Below are 14,947 nucleotides of genomic sequence, written 5' to 3'. Positions count from 1 at the left end.
CAAGATGGCTCCTCACTCCACGCCCCCTTGATCCACCGACTCGTCACTCACGCCCCGTCGGACGGAATCCGCAGGCCATGCCGCGCCGCGAAGCGGGCGAAGCGCGTAAGCCACAGCCCCGCACGGCCATCCGGCTCGAACAGCGGTGCGCCGTGGCCGCCCTTCTCGATCACATGGAGTTCGGACGGGATCTTCGCCGCCCGGCAGCCCTCGAACATCGCAAGGCTGTTGCCGCAATCGACCACCGCATCGTCGGCGGCATGGCCCAGCAGGATCGGCGGCGTGGTCGCCGGAATATCGAGGTTCACCGAATAGCGGCGCGACAGGTCTTCGCTCGGATTCGCGCCCAGCAGTTCCCGGCGCGACTGGCCATGGGCGAGCGGCGGCACCATGCTGACGACCGGAAAGAACATGCCCGCCACGATCGGCCGTGCGTCCTGCCCATCGGCGGCGTCGACCGGATCGTAGACCGTGGCCGCAAAACGCGTCGCGAGGCTCCCGCACAAGTGCCCGCCCGCCGAAAAGCCGATGGCGGCGATGTTGGCGGGATCGACCTTCCACGTCGCGGCATGGGCGCGGATCACCCGCATGGCGCGCTGGGCGTCCTGCAGGGGCGTGTCCGGACCGCCGGTCCAGCCGTCGTGCGGCAGGCGGTAGAGCAGTTCGAAGGCGGTCACGCCCTGTCCGGCAAACCAGCGGGCGATGGCCGATGGTTTCATTCCCATGGCAACGCGGGCATAGCCGCCGCCCGGAATGATGAGCACCGCCGCGCCGGTCGGCTGCGCCGCCGGACAGACCGTCAGCATTGGCGTCTCGACATGCGGCCAGGCGATGTCGTCCGGATTGTCGGGGCCGGAGCGCAGCACGCTCTCCTCCTTGACGCCGCCCTTGGGCAGGCCCGGCGGGGAACCGGGCCAGATCGGAAAACGCTCGCCCACGGCGATGCGGCCCTGCGCCGCGGCCATTACCTGCCCCGGCAACAACGGCGCAGCTGCCAAGGCAGTCAGCGAACCCAGAAACCGACGGCGATCATTCGACATATTGCACTCTCCCTGGAAGGTCTCTTTATGCATCGGAAAATATTGAAATTCAGCCGTACTTTTCGGCGCATGGGGCGCACGGCATGATCGCCGCCTCGCTGCTCCTGCTGTCCGCCGCGGGCGCGCACCAGCGGACTCAAGCCGATGTGAGCCGTCCGGCGGCGAAGTCGCGCGCGAGCGCGATAAAGGCTTGGAAGGCCGCGGAGGAATTGCGCCGATTGGAATAATAAAGGCACAGCGGCGCAAGCGGCGGTGTCCAGTCTTCGAGAATGCGCACGAGCCGTCCCGCCGCGATATCGTCGCGTATATCGGTTTCCATGAAATAACCGATCCCTACGCCGTTCGTGACCGCGATCCGGGCCAGCGAGGCTTCGTCGAGGGTGATCGGGCCCTCGACGTCGAGCTGCAATTCTTCGCCGCCCTTCTCGAACCGCCATCGGAACAATGCGCCGTTGGGAAGCCGGACGCGGGCGCAGGGATAGGCGAGCAACTCCTGCGGCACTTGAGGGATCGCCCTGCTTTCGAAAAAGGCGGGGGATGCGGCCACCGCCATGCGTCGCAGTTGACCAAGCGGTATTGCGATCGCGTCGCTGGGTACCAGGTCCGCGCTGCGCACGCCCAGATCGAAGCCCGCCGCCACGACGTCGACAAGCCGCCCCTCGGTGACGAGGTCGATATGAACCTGCGGGTAGCGCTGCAGATAGTTCAGGACCAGCGGCGCCATGATTTCGCGCGCCGCCGTCGCGAAAGCATTGATGCGCAAGGTGCCGGACGGCGTCTCCTGCTGGGAACGCGCCGTATTCATCGCTTTTTGGATGTCCTCAAGCGCCGGCTTGATCTGTGCGACGAATATCCGTCCGGCATAAGTGAGCGAGACGCTGCGTGTGGTGCGATTGAATAGCCGCACGGCGAGTTCCCGCTCAAGCTTGCCCACCGCGTTGCTGATGGCCGTGGTCGACATGCCGAGATCGAGCGCCGCCGCTCGAAACGAACCGCACCGAACGATGGCGAGAACCGCCTCAAGCTCAAGCAGTGAATGGCGATTCATTGTCCCGTTCTCCGTGACACCACATGCCGATTTGTCTCGATTATCAGGCGAAAAGTCCATCGCTAAGTAAGCATGGTCACCGTGGAGGAGATGAACATGTCAATGAACTTACCCAAGCCGATCGCCGACTTTGTCGAGGCAAACGCCCGCCTCGATATCGACGGCATGTTGAAGCCTTTCCTGCGCGACGCTGTCTGCATCGACAATGGCAAGCATTTCGAGGGACAGACGGCGATCCGCCAGCTGTTCGAGGAAGAAGTGATCCCGGTAAGGGCAATCTTCACGCCCGATACTGTTCGGGAAGAAGACGGCGATGTCGTCATCGAAGGTCCCGCCCAGGGTGACTTTCCGGGTAGCCCGCTCCGCTTCACCTATCGCTTCACGCTTGTGCACGGCGCCATCGAGACACTAGAGATCACGGTATGAACGTCAAAGCCGATCCCACCGAGTTCGCCGGCAAGCGCGTTCTCGTCAGCGGTGGCACCAAGGGGCTGGGGCGCGCCGCTGTAGAGCGTTTCCTGGCCGGCGGAGCCCGTGTCATCGCCGCCGCCCGCACGATCGGGGATCCCTTGGAAGGCGTCGAGTATGTGCAGGCGGACCTGACGACCGCGGAGGGCGGCGAAGCGCTGGCAAGGGCAGCGCTGGAACGGCTGGGCGGCATCGACATTCTCGCCCATGTCATCGGCGGCTCGGCCTCGCCGGCGGGCGGTTTCGCCGCGCTGACCGATGACCACTGGCTTGCCGAGCTGAATCTCAATCTGCTGGCGACGGTCCGGCTCGATCGGCTGTTGATCCCGCAGATGATCGAGCGGCGCGAGGGCATTGTGGTGCACATCACCTCGATCCAGTCCGTCCTGCCGCTGCCCGAATCCACCACCGGCTATGCCGCCGCAAAGGCCGCACTGAGAACCTACAGCAAGTCGATCTCGAAGGAGCTCGGTCCCAAGGGCGTACGGGTCAACTCCGTCTCGCCCGGCTGGATCATGACGGAGGCGACCGGAGACTTTCTCGAAACGCTTCGGGCTGCCAATGGCGGCACGATCGAGGACGCGCGTCAGTCCGTGCTTGATGCCTTGGGCGGGATACCGATCGGACGGGGAGCCGAGCCCGAAGAGGTGGCCGATCTCATCGCCTATCTCGCCTCAGACCGTGCCGCCGCGATCCATGGCGCCGAATTCGTCATCGACGGCGGTACGGTTGGCACTGTATGAGGCCATGTGTCTGCGTTCGCGTAATAACCGTCGTCGGGAAATCCTACCTGTTCAGTTGAGTGCGCCCGGAACCGCCTCTGGCCGATTGATAAGTCCGTCGCGACTTGCCTGATACAGGCAGGCCACAATCGAGGGCCGCTATTGAAAGACTGCCTCTGCCCATGTCGGATACTCCATCTCTCGAACGCTGCGGTTGGGCACAAAACGATCCGCTGATGCGGGATTATCATGATGCCGAATGGGGCGTGCCGCAGCGTGATCCGCGGATGCTGTGGGAGATGCTGATGCTGGAGGGATTCCAGGCAGGCCTCGCCTGGATCATCATCCTGCGCAAACGCGAGGCATTTCGCCAAGCGTTTGCGGACTTTGATCCGGTGAAGGTCGCCGCCTTCGATGAGGCTGATGTGGCGCGGCTGATGTCCGATCCCGGCATCGTCCGCGCCCAGGCCAAAATCCGTGCGACGATCGCAGGTGCCCGGATCTACTGCGAGATGGCCGAACGCGGCGAAAACTTCGCGGAGTTCTGCTGGTCCTTCACGGATGGCAATACCGTCAAGAACCCCGGTCGGGAGTGGATCGCCAAATCTGCGCTATCTGAAACCATCTCCAGGGAGATGAAGCGGCGGGGCTTCAAGTTCGTCGGACCGACTATCGTCTACGCCTGGATGCAGGCTATCGGCATCGTCAACGATCATGAAGCGACATGCTTCCGGCGAAGTGTCACTTGAACCGCACACAGCAGCGAACGGCCGCTCCCTTGCGATTTCGGCTACCGCCAGTCCGGCACCCGCAAGGGTTCAGCTGGAGGTTTGTAATCCGGACTGATCGTCCAGCACCACCCCGCGGATCGCTGCGGGTCGGCTGCGGCATCGCGCGACATAGGCATCCAGCGCTTGGTCCGCCGGGAAGGCCTGGCGACCGAAACCAAGCGCACTGCCGATCAGGAGGTCGGCTGCCGTAAAAACGTCGCCCATCATATAAGGGCCGCGTGCGAGCGCGCCCCGCAGCCGGGAAACCACAGCGTCATGATTGCGCTGCTTCTGAGGTGATTCATCAAGTTCGCCGGACAGGCCCGCGAACAGCGCCTGCTCCAGCTCGGTCGCGTACCAGGCGATCCAGGTGAGATATTCGCCCCGGCGTGGATCGCCTGATACAGGCGCCAGTCCTGCCGCAGGAAACGCATCGGCCAGATAAAGCACAATCGCCACGGATTCCGTGATCAGCGCGCCGTCATGGAGAATGGCCGGCACACGCTTGTCCGGATGGGGGTTGGCAGCGTCGGGCTGGCCCTCGCCGGTCATCGGCCGAAAGATGGAAACAGGCTGGATCTCATATGGAACGCCCAGTTCCTCCAGCAGCCAGACGATACGGGACGACCGCGATTGCGGCGCGTGAAACAGGGTAATCATAGAATAGCATCTCCGCTGGTGGGCAGTAACTCCAGCGATCGGCATCGTGGAGCGATTTCCCTTGTAAGGGCGGCCTACTGACAGCATTCTGTCAGCAGGAGACAAGGCCATGCGTCGAGCGGACAGATTATTCCAGATCATCCAGATATTGCGGCGCTCCTCCCGCCCTGTGACGGCTGCCGATATCGCCCGTGAACTCGAAGTGTCGCCGCGCACCGTTTATCGCGACGTCGCGGACCTGATCGCCCAGCGTGTACCCGTGCAAGGCGAGGCCGGGTTCGGCTACATCCTGGACGATGCCTTCGACATGCCGCCGTTGATGCTGACCGCGGACGAGATCGAAGCGGCGGTGCTGGGCGCGCAATGGGTCGCGGGGCGCGGCGATCCGGCGCTGGCAAATGCGGCCCGCGATCTGATCGCAAAGATCACCCGCGTCGTGCCCGAACGGCTTCGCCCGATCATCGTCCATCCCGCCATCGGAACGCGGCCCGGCAACGCACCGGCACCGGACCGCATCGATCTGGCGCGTACCCGCGAATGGATACGGGCTGGTCGCAAGATCAAGATTGAGTATCTCGATCAGCATGGGATCCCGACCGTCCGGGTGGTCTGGCCTATCATTCTCGGCTTCCTTGACGACACGCGAATGCTTGCGGTGTGGTGCGAGCTACGGCAGGATTTCCGCCACTTTCGCGCCGATCGGATTGCAACCGCCACATTTCTCGACGAGCAGTATGCGGCGCGGCCCGCTACGCTGCGCCAGCGCTGGAAAAGGGATATGGAGAAAAGGCGTAGTATGGGCGATGCAGCTTGAGCTTGCGTACTAACGCCACTCAACTTCGACCCATTACCGGCATTCAGACCGTTATTTCGACCGCGCAACTGCTGAACAACGGCTTGTACCGGGACGCCCATTCACGCGCTGACTGGACCGATCATGCCAGCGGCGACTGGCCTACCCTGATGACGGCTGTATCGTCCCATTCGAGCGTACGCCCATCGGACGCGCGTAACGCCAAGGGTGCCACAGGCAAGCAATAACGGGTATCGACCAGAGATGAATGGCGCTCGGTCGGGCCGTAAAGCTGCACCTCGCCCCACTGTCGTAAGGCAGCCACGACGATGTGCAACGCCTGTCCCTTTGCGGTCAGAACATACTCTCGATACGCACTGCCGTCTGACGCCGGCTCCATCTTGAAGATGCCACGCTCGACTAAGGCACGAAGCCTGGCTGCCAGCATCCCTTTCGCGATGCCCAGGCTGGCTTGAAAGGCTGTAAAGCGCCGGATGCCCTCCAAGGCGTCGCGAATGATCAGCAGAGACCACCAGTCGCCGATGACGTCGAGCGAGCGCGCCACCGGGCATGGAGAATGATCGAGGCTGGCGCGCTTCACCATATCGTTGCTCCCAAGTGGTTCGTGTTTCGAACTGGATCACGCTCGATACTAGTCTCAATATAAGACCATGTATAGACGCAACCAACGCCCTCGTCCCGGCTCACCTGGCCGTGTGTCAGCAAGGACCACGATCATCATGGCCGTTTCAGCCGGTTTGGCGGTCGCCAACGTCTACGCTGTGCAACCGCTGCTGGACCTCATCGGCGCGAGCTTTTCTATGGAGGTAGCAAGTCTTGGCCAGGCGGTGACGCTCACGCAGATGGGCTATGCGATCGGATTGATCCTCCTGGTGCCGCTGGGCGATCTATTGGACCGCCGTCGTCTGATCATCGGCCAAACTGGCCTTTCGGCACTGGTGCTTGCGGGCGTTGCCATATCCGGATCGCCAACGCTGTTTCTGATGACGCTCGCAGCGGCCGGGGTACTGGCGGTGACCGTTCAAACCCTCGTTGCATTTGCCGGCGCGCTGGCTTCGCCTGACCAGCGCGGTGCAGTCGTCGGCAAGGTAACTGGTGGCGTCGTCATCGGGATTCTCGCAGCACGCGTTGTTTCGGGAAGCCTTGGCGACCTGATCGGTTGGCGTGCGATCTACGTGATCTCGGCAGGTCTCTGTTTGGCGTCAGCGCTGACGCTGAGCGTCGCGCTGCCTCAAGATCCGGGACGCTCCACGAACCGCAGCTATGGCGCAATCCTTCAATCGCTGCCGACGCTCTTGCTGCGCGATACGGTACTTCAGTTTCGCGCGGCCCTGGCCTGCGTTATTTTCGCAGCGTTCAGCGTGTTCTGGACGCCCTTGGTATTTGCCTTGACGGCGGAGCCCTTCCAGCTTTCCCATACCCAGATTGGATTGTTCGGATTGATCGGCATCGCCGGGACTATCGGCGCCCGGGGAGCAGGCAGACTGGTCGATCGGGGGCGGGAGCGATGGGTAACAGGAACGGCCCTGGCGTTATTGTGCTTGTCCTGGGCATTCATCATGCTGTTGCCGCGATCGCTCTGGTGGCTCGCTGTCGGGATCGTCCTTCTAGACCTGGCAGTGCAGGCCGTGCATGTCACGAACCAGACGCTGATCGTTGGCCGGCAGCCGGATGCCGCCGGCCGCATCATCGCGGGGTATATGGTGTTCTATTCTGTCGGGAGCGCGGCGGGCGCCGCCGCATCAACGTACGTCTATAGTCTTTGGGGCTGGAACGGCGTTTGCTTAACCGGTTTCTGCATCAGCATCGCCGGGCTAGCGCTCTGGATCTACGTTGCCATCTCGCGTGCCCCGGCGCACTGAACCCATCCTCGAGAGATCGATCGAGGCGCGGTAGCAGGCCACTAGTCCGAGCCGAGGCGCTGATGAGGGCATGACACCGGCGTCTCGGACTTTGCCTGACTTCCGCAGCCCAAGGGACCGTAGAGCATAGAAGCCCATCGGGCCGATTATCGAGGCCCGCAGCGGCTCAGGTCATCTGATGCGGGCGATCCAAAGCCTTGGTCCAAACCGCTCCTGCGCGATGTTGCTGGGGACGCCGCCCAATTCAATCCGCCAGACGTTGCCTGTCGGCGACACTGAAACCGGATCGGTTCCCATCGCTTATCAATGCTGCAATCACAGGAGTCGTTATGCGCAAATCTACTATCGCCCTTGGTCTGGTCGGCACCACGCTGGTGATGGGTGCCTTCGGCTGTGTTCCGCGCCCCGGCCCCGTCGGAAACAATGCGGTTCCACAGCCCGCGAAGCCGATCGACGTCGTAAGATACATGGGCCGCTGGTACGAGCAGTTTCGTTACGAGGCTTCCTTCCAGAAGGACATGGACGGCGTCATGGCCGAGTATTCGCTCAGCGACGACGGCACGGTAAGGGTCGTCAATCGGGGCCTTCGGAACGGCAAATGGAAGCAGTCGATCGGTAAGGCCAAGATCGTCGATGCAGACAGCAAGGCCAAACTGAAGGTTTCCTTCTTCCGACCATTCTACGGCAATTACTGGATCCTCGATCATGGCGAGGAATACGAATGGTCGATCGTCGGCGAACCCTCGGGACGCTACCTGTGGGTTCTCACGCGCGAAGCCCGACCCGGCGCCGACCTGCTTGAAAATCTGAAAGCGCGCGTGGAAGCGCTGGGATACGATTGGTCACTTGTCCGCAAGACCCAGCAATAGGTACAGAAAAACCGCGCTCGCCGGCTTCACCTGTCACCGGGAAGATGCTGACGGGCGCTCTTATGCCGCGACATTGCTATCGCATGTTTCGAAAAGCCGGATTACCGCCGTCTGTCGCAGCGCGACAAAGCCTCTTCGATATGCTTGCGTCCGGCCAATTTCGTCTACCCTGCACTGTCCACAATCGCGCGCAGCGTCGCGGCAAGATGATCGACGGTCAAGGGCTTGGCGATCAGTTCGACGCCGAAGCGCTTCTTCTGCAAACTTGCGTCCGTTGATATCGGGCATGACGATGTCGGTGAACAGCAATGCGATCTCGGGATGCGCATCCAGCAGCCGCAATGCCGCAACAGCGCCATCCGCCTCCACAACCAGGTAGCCCAATTCACCGATTTTGTGGCTTGGTTCGATCGCCACAAATTGGAGTGCGATCTCAATCTTGTCATTCGGCCGATCCGCGAATCATCACCCGCGACCGGCATGTTTGCTCCGGAGGGCCCTCTCTGGTGTGGAAGCGCAGGCAGGGTGTTTCCATCCAACAACGGCGGGGCGTGTCTCCGCCGTTCGGATCGGGTATCTCGCGAATGTCAGATGGCGATAGAGATATCCAACCCGAGATAGCCGAACACGGCTCGTTCCACGCGCTTTTCAAGACCTGCCATATCCGTCTCTCCGCGCTCTCCGGCAGCGTCGTTGATGCCTTTGATGATCGCCAGGCAGTCGGCTGCCGTGGTATCCGGCGGATCAGGTAGCGGGCCCGGCGTTCCGGTCTACGAGGCCTATGGACAGGCCCTCCTGACTTTCAACGAGCTTGGTACGATGCGCCAGCGCATCGGCGACCGTCTATCAACAGCCAGTACCGACGGACACCCCTCAAGCATCTGGGGGCACATGGAAGGCCGCGCTTGCGCCCCAATGCGGTCCTATCCACCAGCAACAGTGACGTGAACGTCGATAGCTGGAAGATGGAGCTGGGCGCCGACCATGTGCTTAGCCAGCGCAGCGACGGCGCGACCCTGATTCTGGGTGCAATCGGCGGATACAGCGAAGCCAGCGCCAAAGTCGCATCGGTCTATGGCGACGGCAGCATAAAGACCAAGGGCTACAGCCTCGGCGCTACGCTGACCTGGTTCGGTTCGCAGGGCTTCTATGTCGATGGCCGCGGCCAGTTCACCTGGTTCGACAGCGCGCTGATGTCGGCGACCCTGGGCAGGCTGGCCAAAGGCAACGACGGCAACGGCGAAGCCTATAGCCTTGAAGTCGGCAAGCAGTGGTCGCTGGGCGGTCGCTTCTCGCTGACGCAGCAGGTCCAGATGGTCTATTCCACCGTCAGCTTTGAACGTTTTGTCGATCCTCACGGTGCGAACGTCTCGTCGCAGCTCGGTGACAGTCTGAAGACCCGCTGGGGCATCTCGCTCGATCGGCAGGATGCGAAAAGCATGGTCTATGCGGTAGCAAGTCTGAGCTACGAATGGCTTGATGGCACCGCGGCAGATATCTCTGGGGCCGCCATTGCACGTCGGAGTGACCGTTTCTGGGGCGAACTGGGTCTCGGCGCGAACGTCATCCTTGCCAGCCGCCTGACGTTCTACACCGAAGCAAGCGGCAAGACCTCAGCCCACGACTTCGGTGATAGCTACGCTTTGAAGGCCAACGCCGGGCTTCGGCTGGCGTTCTGATAAAGCGAGGGCGCCTGTCGGAAGGCAGGCACCTGATCTGGCCTCCATTTCACCGGACACCTTCAGGACGTTGCAACCTGAGCCGCTCGAAACTCGCGTGGTGAGCGCATCTTGAGGCCCGAGTGGGGGTGGTAGGTTGTTGTAGTCCTCGATCCATGTATCGATCAATGCCAGCGCTTCAGCAGCATCCCACAGCGGTGAGACGTGGACGTAGTCGCGCTTAAGCGTATACACGAAGGCTTCGGAGATGCCGTTGCTCTGCGGGCTCTTCACTGGCGTAAAGCACGGTTTGAGGCCGATCTGTCGAGCAAAGATGCCAAAAGCCGCAGATCCGCCTCCCGTGCAGCCCGAAATCGCCGCGCCCAAAACCATACCGGCACCGCCCGCTCCGCAAGTGTCGAGCAATGCCGCCAATAGCTGGGAAGGGCGCGTTCTTGCCCGGCTCAACAAATATCGGCGATATCCTCTCGCAGCTCATGCCCGCCGTCAACAGGGCGTTCCCTATATCCGCTTCACGATGAACCGGGACGGGCGTGTGCTGTCGACCAGTCTCGAACGTTCCTGCGTTTTTCCGGAACTCGATCGCGAAGCTCTTGCACTGGCGAAACGCGCCCAGCCATTGCCCAGTCCGCCGAAGGACAAGCCCGGCGATACGTTGGAACTGGTCGTTCCAGTCGAATTCTTCATACGTTGAAAGTGATCCGGGTGAACTTCAGCAACCGGATTTTGCGACACCGTCCTAGGATCGAACAGCGCGTACTAGCCCTTCTGCGAGGCGGGGAGGTTCTTGAAGAGAGGCAAGGCCGCCCGGATACCTTTCGTCGCCTGAGGCAAATCGCTGGGCGAAAGGGCTACGTCATTCTCTCAGCCAGCGCGGGCTATCTCGGCGATGATGAGCTTACGCTTCTGGGATGGATTGCCGCTGCTCAGCGCACCACGGCCAGCCACCTGCAGCGTGCGGATAGATGCCTCCTTGCAGCCCTGCAGCGCTGTGCCATTGTGCTTGAAGAAGAGGGGCTGCGATTACGTCCGCTGACGCTCTACAAGCATTGGTTGGTCGAAGGTTAGCTTGCTTGCCTTAATCCCACGTTTGACGACGGCTTTTGGAGCTCGGCCGGTAAATAGCGAACGACCGAGATAGGCAGCCTAGCTGCCCCCCCTGCCCTGCACTCCCAATCCGAAACCACCGACAAAGCGGCCGTCGACGCGGCCAAGCGCCCTTGCCGATCCTGCCGTTTGATCCATCAAATTTGCGAGCGAAGCTCTGCTTGCTTAGCCGCCAACAACGGCTAAGCGGGGTGTATGACGGCATCCGATCTCGAACACCTTCTTATCGCCCGCCTCATCCGGGAGAGAGGCGGCACGACGCAGACATGGCGGCGGGCGCTTGGCAAGGTCATCGTGCGCGACACGGCGACGCATGCCCATTGCAATTGGGATGTCAGGCTTAGTGGCACTGATGCGCAGCGCAGTGCAATCGAGCGACTGCTCGACGATGTGCGCCTTGAGTATTCGATCGTGACCGCCGGTTGAGCACCTAACCTCGCCGACATCCTGCACGAATGGACGACCAATGCCGTCAAATACGGCGTTCTGGGTCCACGCTCAGGAACTCTTTGCGTCCGGTGGACTTTAGGCGCCGAGGGAATCGAACTGGTATGGAACGAAATTGGTGCCGATACGCTTGAAATGGCCGAAGGGTCGGGATTTGGAACGCTGCTGGTCACGACTTCGGTCCGCCAGCTTGGAGTCTCGATATCGCATGGAGTGCATGAAGGTCTCTTCAGCCTCAGCTTGCGACTACATGGCAGCGTAACCGTGCGATGAATGATAGGGTTCTGATTGTCGAAGATGAATTGTTCGTGGTTCTCGACCTGGAAGATCTCGTCGCCGAGGAAGGGCTTGGAGTATCGGCGCATTGCGGCACCGTTGCCGCCGCGATGAAAGCGATCGAGCGCCAGTGTCCGCGCTGCGCTATCCTCGATGTCCAGCTTCCGGACGGCGAGGTCTTTCCCGCCGCCGACAGGATGCACGCGATGAACGTACCGTTGATCTTCCATTCCGGGCACGCGAACGAGGCGGCTTTGCGGTCACGCTATCCCGATGCGCAGATCTGCCGAAAACCCAGTTCGCCCTCGCAGATGCGCAGCGCCCTGCGCAAGGCGGTAGCCGGGCTGGTGTGAACCTGTCTTTCGAGCCGGGTAGTTCCGGGTGCGGGAAAGTTCGGCTATGGAAGCCGGACGATCGGGCGCGCAAGAACTGAACGCCGACATCTTCGAACCGCTGTCAGGATTCTGTTTCATGCCCACCGCGCGGATTATCGGTCACCTGACGCCTTCTGCCGATCTCTCTTTCCTCAATGGCGGAGGCATCTGCGCCGACCTGATCCTTGCGGCGGACTGGTCCATTTCGCCGCTTGGACCGATCGAGCTCTGGCCCCGGTCCCTCACCGGCGCGCTTTCGATCGTCCTGCGCGCGCAGGTTCCCATGGCTCTGCTGTGGGGACCGGACGGAGTCATGTTCTATAACGATGCCTGTTCGCGCTTTGCAGGCGAATGTCATCCTGCTGCTCTGGGATCGGCAGGCGGGGAAAACTGGCCTGGATTTGCCTCCCTCCGGGAAACGGCCATTACAGCCGGCCTCGCCGGCGACCCGGTGCATTGCCGCGACAGGGAAATGACGCTGCTGCGAGGCGGCGCGCCTGAAACGGTCTGGGCCGATCTCGATTTCTCCCCGGTGCCTGGCGACGCGGGGACGCCCGAAGGCATACTGTGCATTTTCACCGAGACCACGCAGCGCGTCGCGGCGGAGCGGCGCAGCGCATTTCTGCTGTCCCTGTCGGACGATCTGAGATCGCTCAAGACTCCCGCCGAGATCACCGATCTGGCGGCCCGGCGCATCGGTGAACTCCTCGGCGCGAGCCGGGTGTTTTACGCCGAGATCACGAGCAGCGGCATGATGACCGTAGAGCGCGACTACGCGCGCAGTGTCGGCTCCATTGCGGGCGTCCATTCGCTCGCATCCTTCGGCCCCGACCTGTTGGCCGCATACAGGAACGGAGCACCGGTGGTGGTGCGCAATGTCGGCGCGGACGAGCGGCTGAGCGAGCCGGCACGATCCGGTCTTTCAGCGAGAGAAGTCGGCGCCTTCATCGACGTCGTCCTGTTCGAGGAAGAGCAATGGGTCGGCCTGCTCGCCGTGCAGAATGCCGTGCCGCGCATCTGGACCGAGGCCGAGGAAACACTCGTCCAGGAAGTGGGGGAGCGGGTCAAGGCAGCCATCGAACGCGCCCGCGCAGAGCGGGATCGCCTGTGGGACCTGTCGCAGGATCTGCTCGCCCGGGCGGATGCGGCAGGCATGATGTCGGCAGTCAATCCGGCCTGGACACAGGTTCTGGGCTGGAGCGAGAACGAACTGCTCACCCGGGGATATGCAGGTTTCATGCATCCCGATGACCGGGCCGCTTCGCTGGAGGCTATCGCTCTGATGGCGCAGTCGCATCGGCCCACGCGCTTCGAGAACCGCGTTGCCGTGCGGGAAGGCGGCTGGAAGAGCATCGAATGGACGGCGGCGCCGGAACCCGACGGTCTCAACTTCGTGGCGGTCGGCCGCGACCTTACCGAAGCCAAGGCGCGCGAGAGCGAGCTGGAGACTGCGCGCGAGGCGCTGCGGCAGAGCCAGAAGATGGAAGCGATCGGGCAGTTGACCGGCGGCATCGCGCATGACTTCAACAACATGCTCACCGGCATCATCGGCGGTCTCGATCTCGTTCAGCGCAATATCGCCTCCGGCCGGCTGGACCGGGTGGATCGCTATATCGATGCCGCCAACACGTCCGCGCAGCGCGCCGCGGCGCTGACCTCGCGCCTGCTGGCATTCGGGCGGCGACAATCGCTCGATCTGCAAGTCACCGACGTCAATGCGCTGGTCACCGGGATGAGCGAATTGCTGGCCCGAACGCTCGGCGAACAGACCATGCTGGAAAGCCACCTGCGCGAAGACCTGTGGACGGCCTCGACCGACAGCAACCAGCTCGAAAGCGCCCTGCTCAACCTCTGCATAAATGCGCGGGACGCCATGCCCGGCGGTGGCAAACTGACTGTCGAGACCGACCATGTCCATCTCGACGAGCGCTACACCCGCGACCATCCGGAGGTCGCTCCGGGCGAATACGTGGTCCTCAGCGTCAGCGATACCGGCATCGGCATGGCACCTTCCACCGTCGAGAAGGCCTTCGAGCCGTTCTTCACGACGAAGCCGGTCGGTCAGGGCACGGGTCTTGGCCTGTCAATGATCTACGGATTTGCGCGCCAGTCGGGCGGCCATGCACGCATCTACAGCGAGGTCGGGCTTGGCACGACCGTCAAACTGTTCCTTCCCCGCGCTGAGGGCCGTGCGGACATGGAATCGCAAAGCGCAAGCCAATATCCGGCCGGGCTCGGCGAAACCGTGATGATCGTCGAGGACGATCCGTCAGTGCGACTGTTCGTGACCGAAGTGCTGCGCGAGATCGGCTACAAGACGATCGAGGCGACCGACGCCCAGACCGCTATTCCTCTGCTGCAGGCGAAGGGGCCTGTCGATCTGCTGGTCACGGACGTCGGCCTTCCCGGTCTCAACGGCCGTCAATTGGCGGAAATCGCACGCGAGGCCCGGCCCGGGCTGAAAGTTCTTTTCATCACCGGGTATGCGCAGAACGCCACGGTCCGTTCGGGATTTCTCGACGAAGGCATGGAGATGTTGACCAAGCCGTTCTCCGTCGAGGCGCTGGCGATCAAGATCAGGGATATGGTCGGCGACTGAACGCCGCCGCCATGTCCACCCCTATGTAACGCCTTGTCATCGCGCTCGAATTCGAATTTCCGCTCGCTCAGTGAATGATTTCGGCACCGCCTTCCTAGACCGGGGTGATCCTGTCCCGAAAATGCATCTAGCGAGAATGAATGAAAGGAAACTGGCAAAATCGAAGCTGAGTTTAGCTGGAGATTTTGCATCAAGAAGTCGAAGTGCACAGC

General features: G+C 62.1%; 17 protein-coding genes and 1 pseudogene. 12 read left to right on the top strand and 6 right to left on the bottom strand.

What is annotated here, in order from left to right:
- Positions 1–47 precede the first annotated feature (47 nt).
- Both AC4D6D_RS20820 and AC4D6D_RS20815 read right to left on the bottom strand, forming a co-directional pair.
- The gene (locus AC4D6D_RS20820; RefSeq protein ID WP_491327433.1) at positions 48–1,040 is read right to left on the bottom strand and encodes an alpha/beta hydrolase; all 993 of its coding nucleotides are present in this window, start codon (positions 1,038–1,040) and stop codon (positions 48–50) included.
- Positions 1,041–1,176: 136 nt separating this feature from the next.
- On the bottom strand, positions 1,177–2,088 hold the full coding sequence (locus tag AC4D6D_RS20815; RefSeq protein ID WP_491327432.1) for a LysR family transcriptional regulator: 912 nt from the start codon (positions 2,086–2,088) through the stop codon (positions 1,177–1,179).
- A 96-nt stretch (positions 2,089–2,184) separates the two neighbouring features.
- On the opposite strand from AC4D6D_RS20815, the gene AC4D6D_RS20810 reads away from it, so the two are divergent.
- The 3 genes from AC4D6D_RS20810 to AC4D6D_RS20800 all read left to right on the top strand — a co-directional run bounded on the left by AC4D6D_RS20810 (position 2,185) and on the right by AC4D6D_RS20800 (position 4,027).
- The gene (locus AC4D6D_RS20810; RefSeq protein WP_491328785.1) at positions 2,185–2,514 is read left to right on the top strand and encodes a Cif family virulence factor; all 330 of its coding nucleotides are present in this window, start codon (positions 2,185–2,187) and stop codon (positions 2,512–2,514) included.
- Entirely contained in the window at positions 2,511–3,299 is a 789-nt protein-coding gene (locus AC4D6D_RS20805; RefSeq protein ID WP_491327431.1) for an SDR family oxidoreductase, read from the top strand. Before AC4D6D_RS20810 ends, AC4D6D_RS20805 begins: the two co-directional genes overlap by 4 nt.
- A 161-nt stretch (positions 3,300–3,460) precedes the next feature.
- The gene (locus tag AC4D6D_RS20800; protein ID WP_491327430.1) at positions 3,461–4,027 is read left to right on the top strand and encodes a DNA-3-methyladenine glycosylase I; all 567 of its coding nucleotides are present in this window, start codon (positions 3,461–3,463) and stop codon (positions 4,025–4,027) included.
- 69 nt (positions 4,028–4,096) lie between these two features.
- Here AC4D6D_RS20800 and AC4D6D_RS20795 read toward each other — a convergent pair whose 3' ends face one another.
- On the bottom strand, positions 4,097–4,708 hold the full coding sequence (locus AC4D6D_RS20795; RefSeq protein ID WP_491327429.1) for a glutathione S-transferase family protein: 612 nt from the start codon (positions 4,706–4,708) through the stop codon (positions 4,097–4,099).
- Positions 4,709–4,817: 109 nt separating this feature from the next.
- On the opposite strand from AC4D6D_RS20795, the gene AC4D6D_RS20790 reads away from it, so the two are divergent.
- Positions 4,818–5,522 (top strand): helix-turn-helix transcriptional regulator, encoded by a 705-nt coding sequence (locus AC4D6D_RS20790; RefSeq protein WP_491327428.1) that lies wholly within the window; start codon positions 4,818–4,820, stop codon positions 5,520–5,522.
- Positions 5,523–5,643: 121 nt separating this feature from the next.
- On the opposite strand, the gene AC4D6D_RS20785 is transcribed toward AC4D6D_RS20790, so the two are convergent.
- Positions 5,644–6,105 carry a winged helix-turn-helix transcriptional regulator gene (locus AC4D6D_RS20785; RefSeq protein WP_491327427.1) on the bottom strand — a complete coding sequence of 154 codons (462 nt, stop codon included), beginning with the start codon at positions 6,103–6,105 and terminating at the stop codon, positions 5,644–5,646.
- A gap of 136 nt (positions 6,106–6,241) precedes the next feature.
- Here AC4D6D_RS20785 and AC4D6D_RS20780 point away from each other — a divergent pair, with 136 nt between their 5' ends.
- Positions 6,242–7,384, top strand: a complete 1,143-nt coding sequence (locus tag AC4D6D_RS20780; RefSeq protein ID WP_491327426.1) for an MFS transporter — start codon at positions 6,242–6,244, stop codon at positions 7,382–7,384.
- A 329-nt stretch (positions 7,385–7,713) separates the two neighbouring features.
- Positions 7,714–8,253 carry a lipocalin family protein gene (locus AC4D6D_RS20775; RefSeq protein ID WP_491327425.1) on the top strand — a complete coding sequence of 180 codons (540 nt, stop codon included), beginning with the start codon at positions 7,714–7,716 and terminating at the stop codon, positions 8,251–8,253.
- Positions 8,254–8,313: 60 nt separating this feature from the next.
- Here the strand turns inward: AC4D6D_RS20775 and AC4D6D_RS20770 are convergent, their stop codons facing one another.
- Positions 8,314–8,670, bottom strand: coding sequence for a response regulator (locus AC4D6D_RS20770; RefSeq protein WP_491327424.1), 357 nt, complete (start codon positions 8,668–8,670; stop codon positions 8,314–8,316).
- A 488-nt stretch (positions 8,671–9,158) separates the two neighbouring features.
- On the opposite strand from AC4D6D_RS20770, the gene AC4D6D_RS20765 reads away from it, so the two are divergent.
- On the top strand, positions 9,159–9,932 hold the full coding sequence (locus tag AC4D6D_RS20765; RefSeq protein ID WP_491327423.1) for an autotransporter outer membrane beta-barrel domain-containing protein: 774 nt from the start codon (positions 9,159–9,161) through the stop codon (positions 9,930–9,932).
- A 62-nt stretch (positions 9,933–9,994) separates the two neighbouring features.
- On the opposite strand, the pseudogene AC4D6D_RS20760 reads toward AC4D6D_RS20765, so the two are convergent.
- Positions 9,995–10,247, bottom strand: a pseudogene (locus AC4D6D_RS20760) (integrase core domain-containing protein); the annotation flags it as partial.
- A gap of 25 nt (positions 10,248–10,272) precedes the next feature.
- Here AC4D6D_RS20760 and AC4D6D_RS20755 point away from each other — a divergent pair.
- The 5 genes from AC4D6D_RS20755 (at position 10,273) to AC4D6D_RS20735 (ending at position 14,735) form a co-directional block, all read left to right on the top strand.
- Positions 10,273–10,626 carry an energy transducer TonB family protein gene (locus AC4D6D_RS20755; protein ID WP_491327422.1) on the top strand — a complete coding sequence of 118 codons (354 nt, stop codon included), beginning with the start codon at positions 10,273–10,275 and terminating at the stop codon, positions 10,624–10,626.
- The gene (locus AC4D6D_RS20750; RefSeq protein ID WP_491327421.1) at positions 10,623–11,000 is read left to right on the top strand and encodes a hypothetical protein; all 378 of its coding nucleotides are present in this window, start codon (positions 10,623–10,625) and stop codon (positions 10,998–11,000) included. The genes AC4D6D_RS20755 and AC4D6D_RS20750 overlap by 4 nt, the downstream gene beginning before the upstream one ends.
- Before the next feature lie 234 nt (positions 11,001–11,234).
- On the top strand, positions 11,235–11,465 hold the full coding sequence (locus tag AC4D6D_RS20745) for a hypothetical protein (RefSeq protein WP_491327420.1): 231 nt from the start codon (positions 11,235–11,237) through the stop codon (positions 11,463–11,465).
- Positions 11,466–11,755: 290 nt separating this feature from the next.
- Positions 11,756–12,115: a response regulator gene (locus tag AC4D6D_RS20740; protein ID WP_491327419.1), complete on the top strand. Its 360-nt coding sequence runs from the start codon at positions 11,756–11,758 to the stop codon at positions 12,113–12,115.
- 46 nt (positions 12,116–12,161) lie between these two features.
- A complete protein-coding gene (locus AC4D6D_RS20735; protein ID WP_491327418.1) occupies positions 12,162–14,735 on the top strand; it encodes an ATP-binding protein in 2,574 nt (857 codons plus the stop codon).
- Positions 14,736–14,947: the final 212 nt, after the last annotated feature.

This window comes from Novosphingobium sp. BF6, from assembly GCF_058273105.1.
This window is presented reverse-complemented; position numbering and strand designations above follow the sequence as displayed.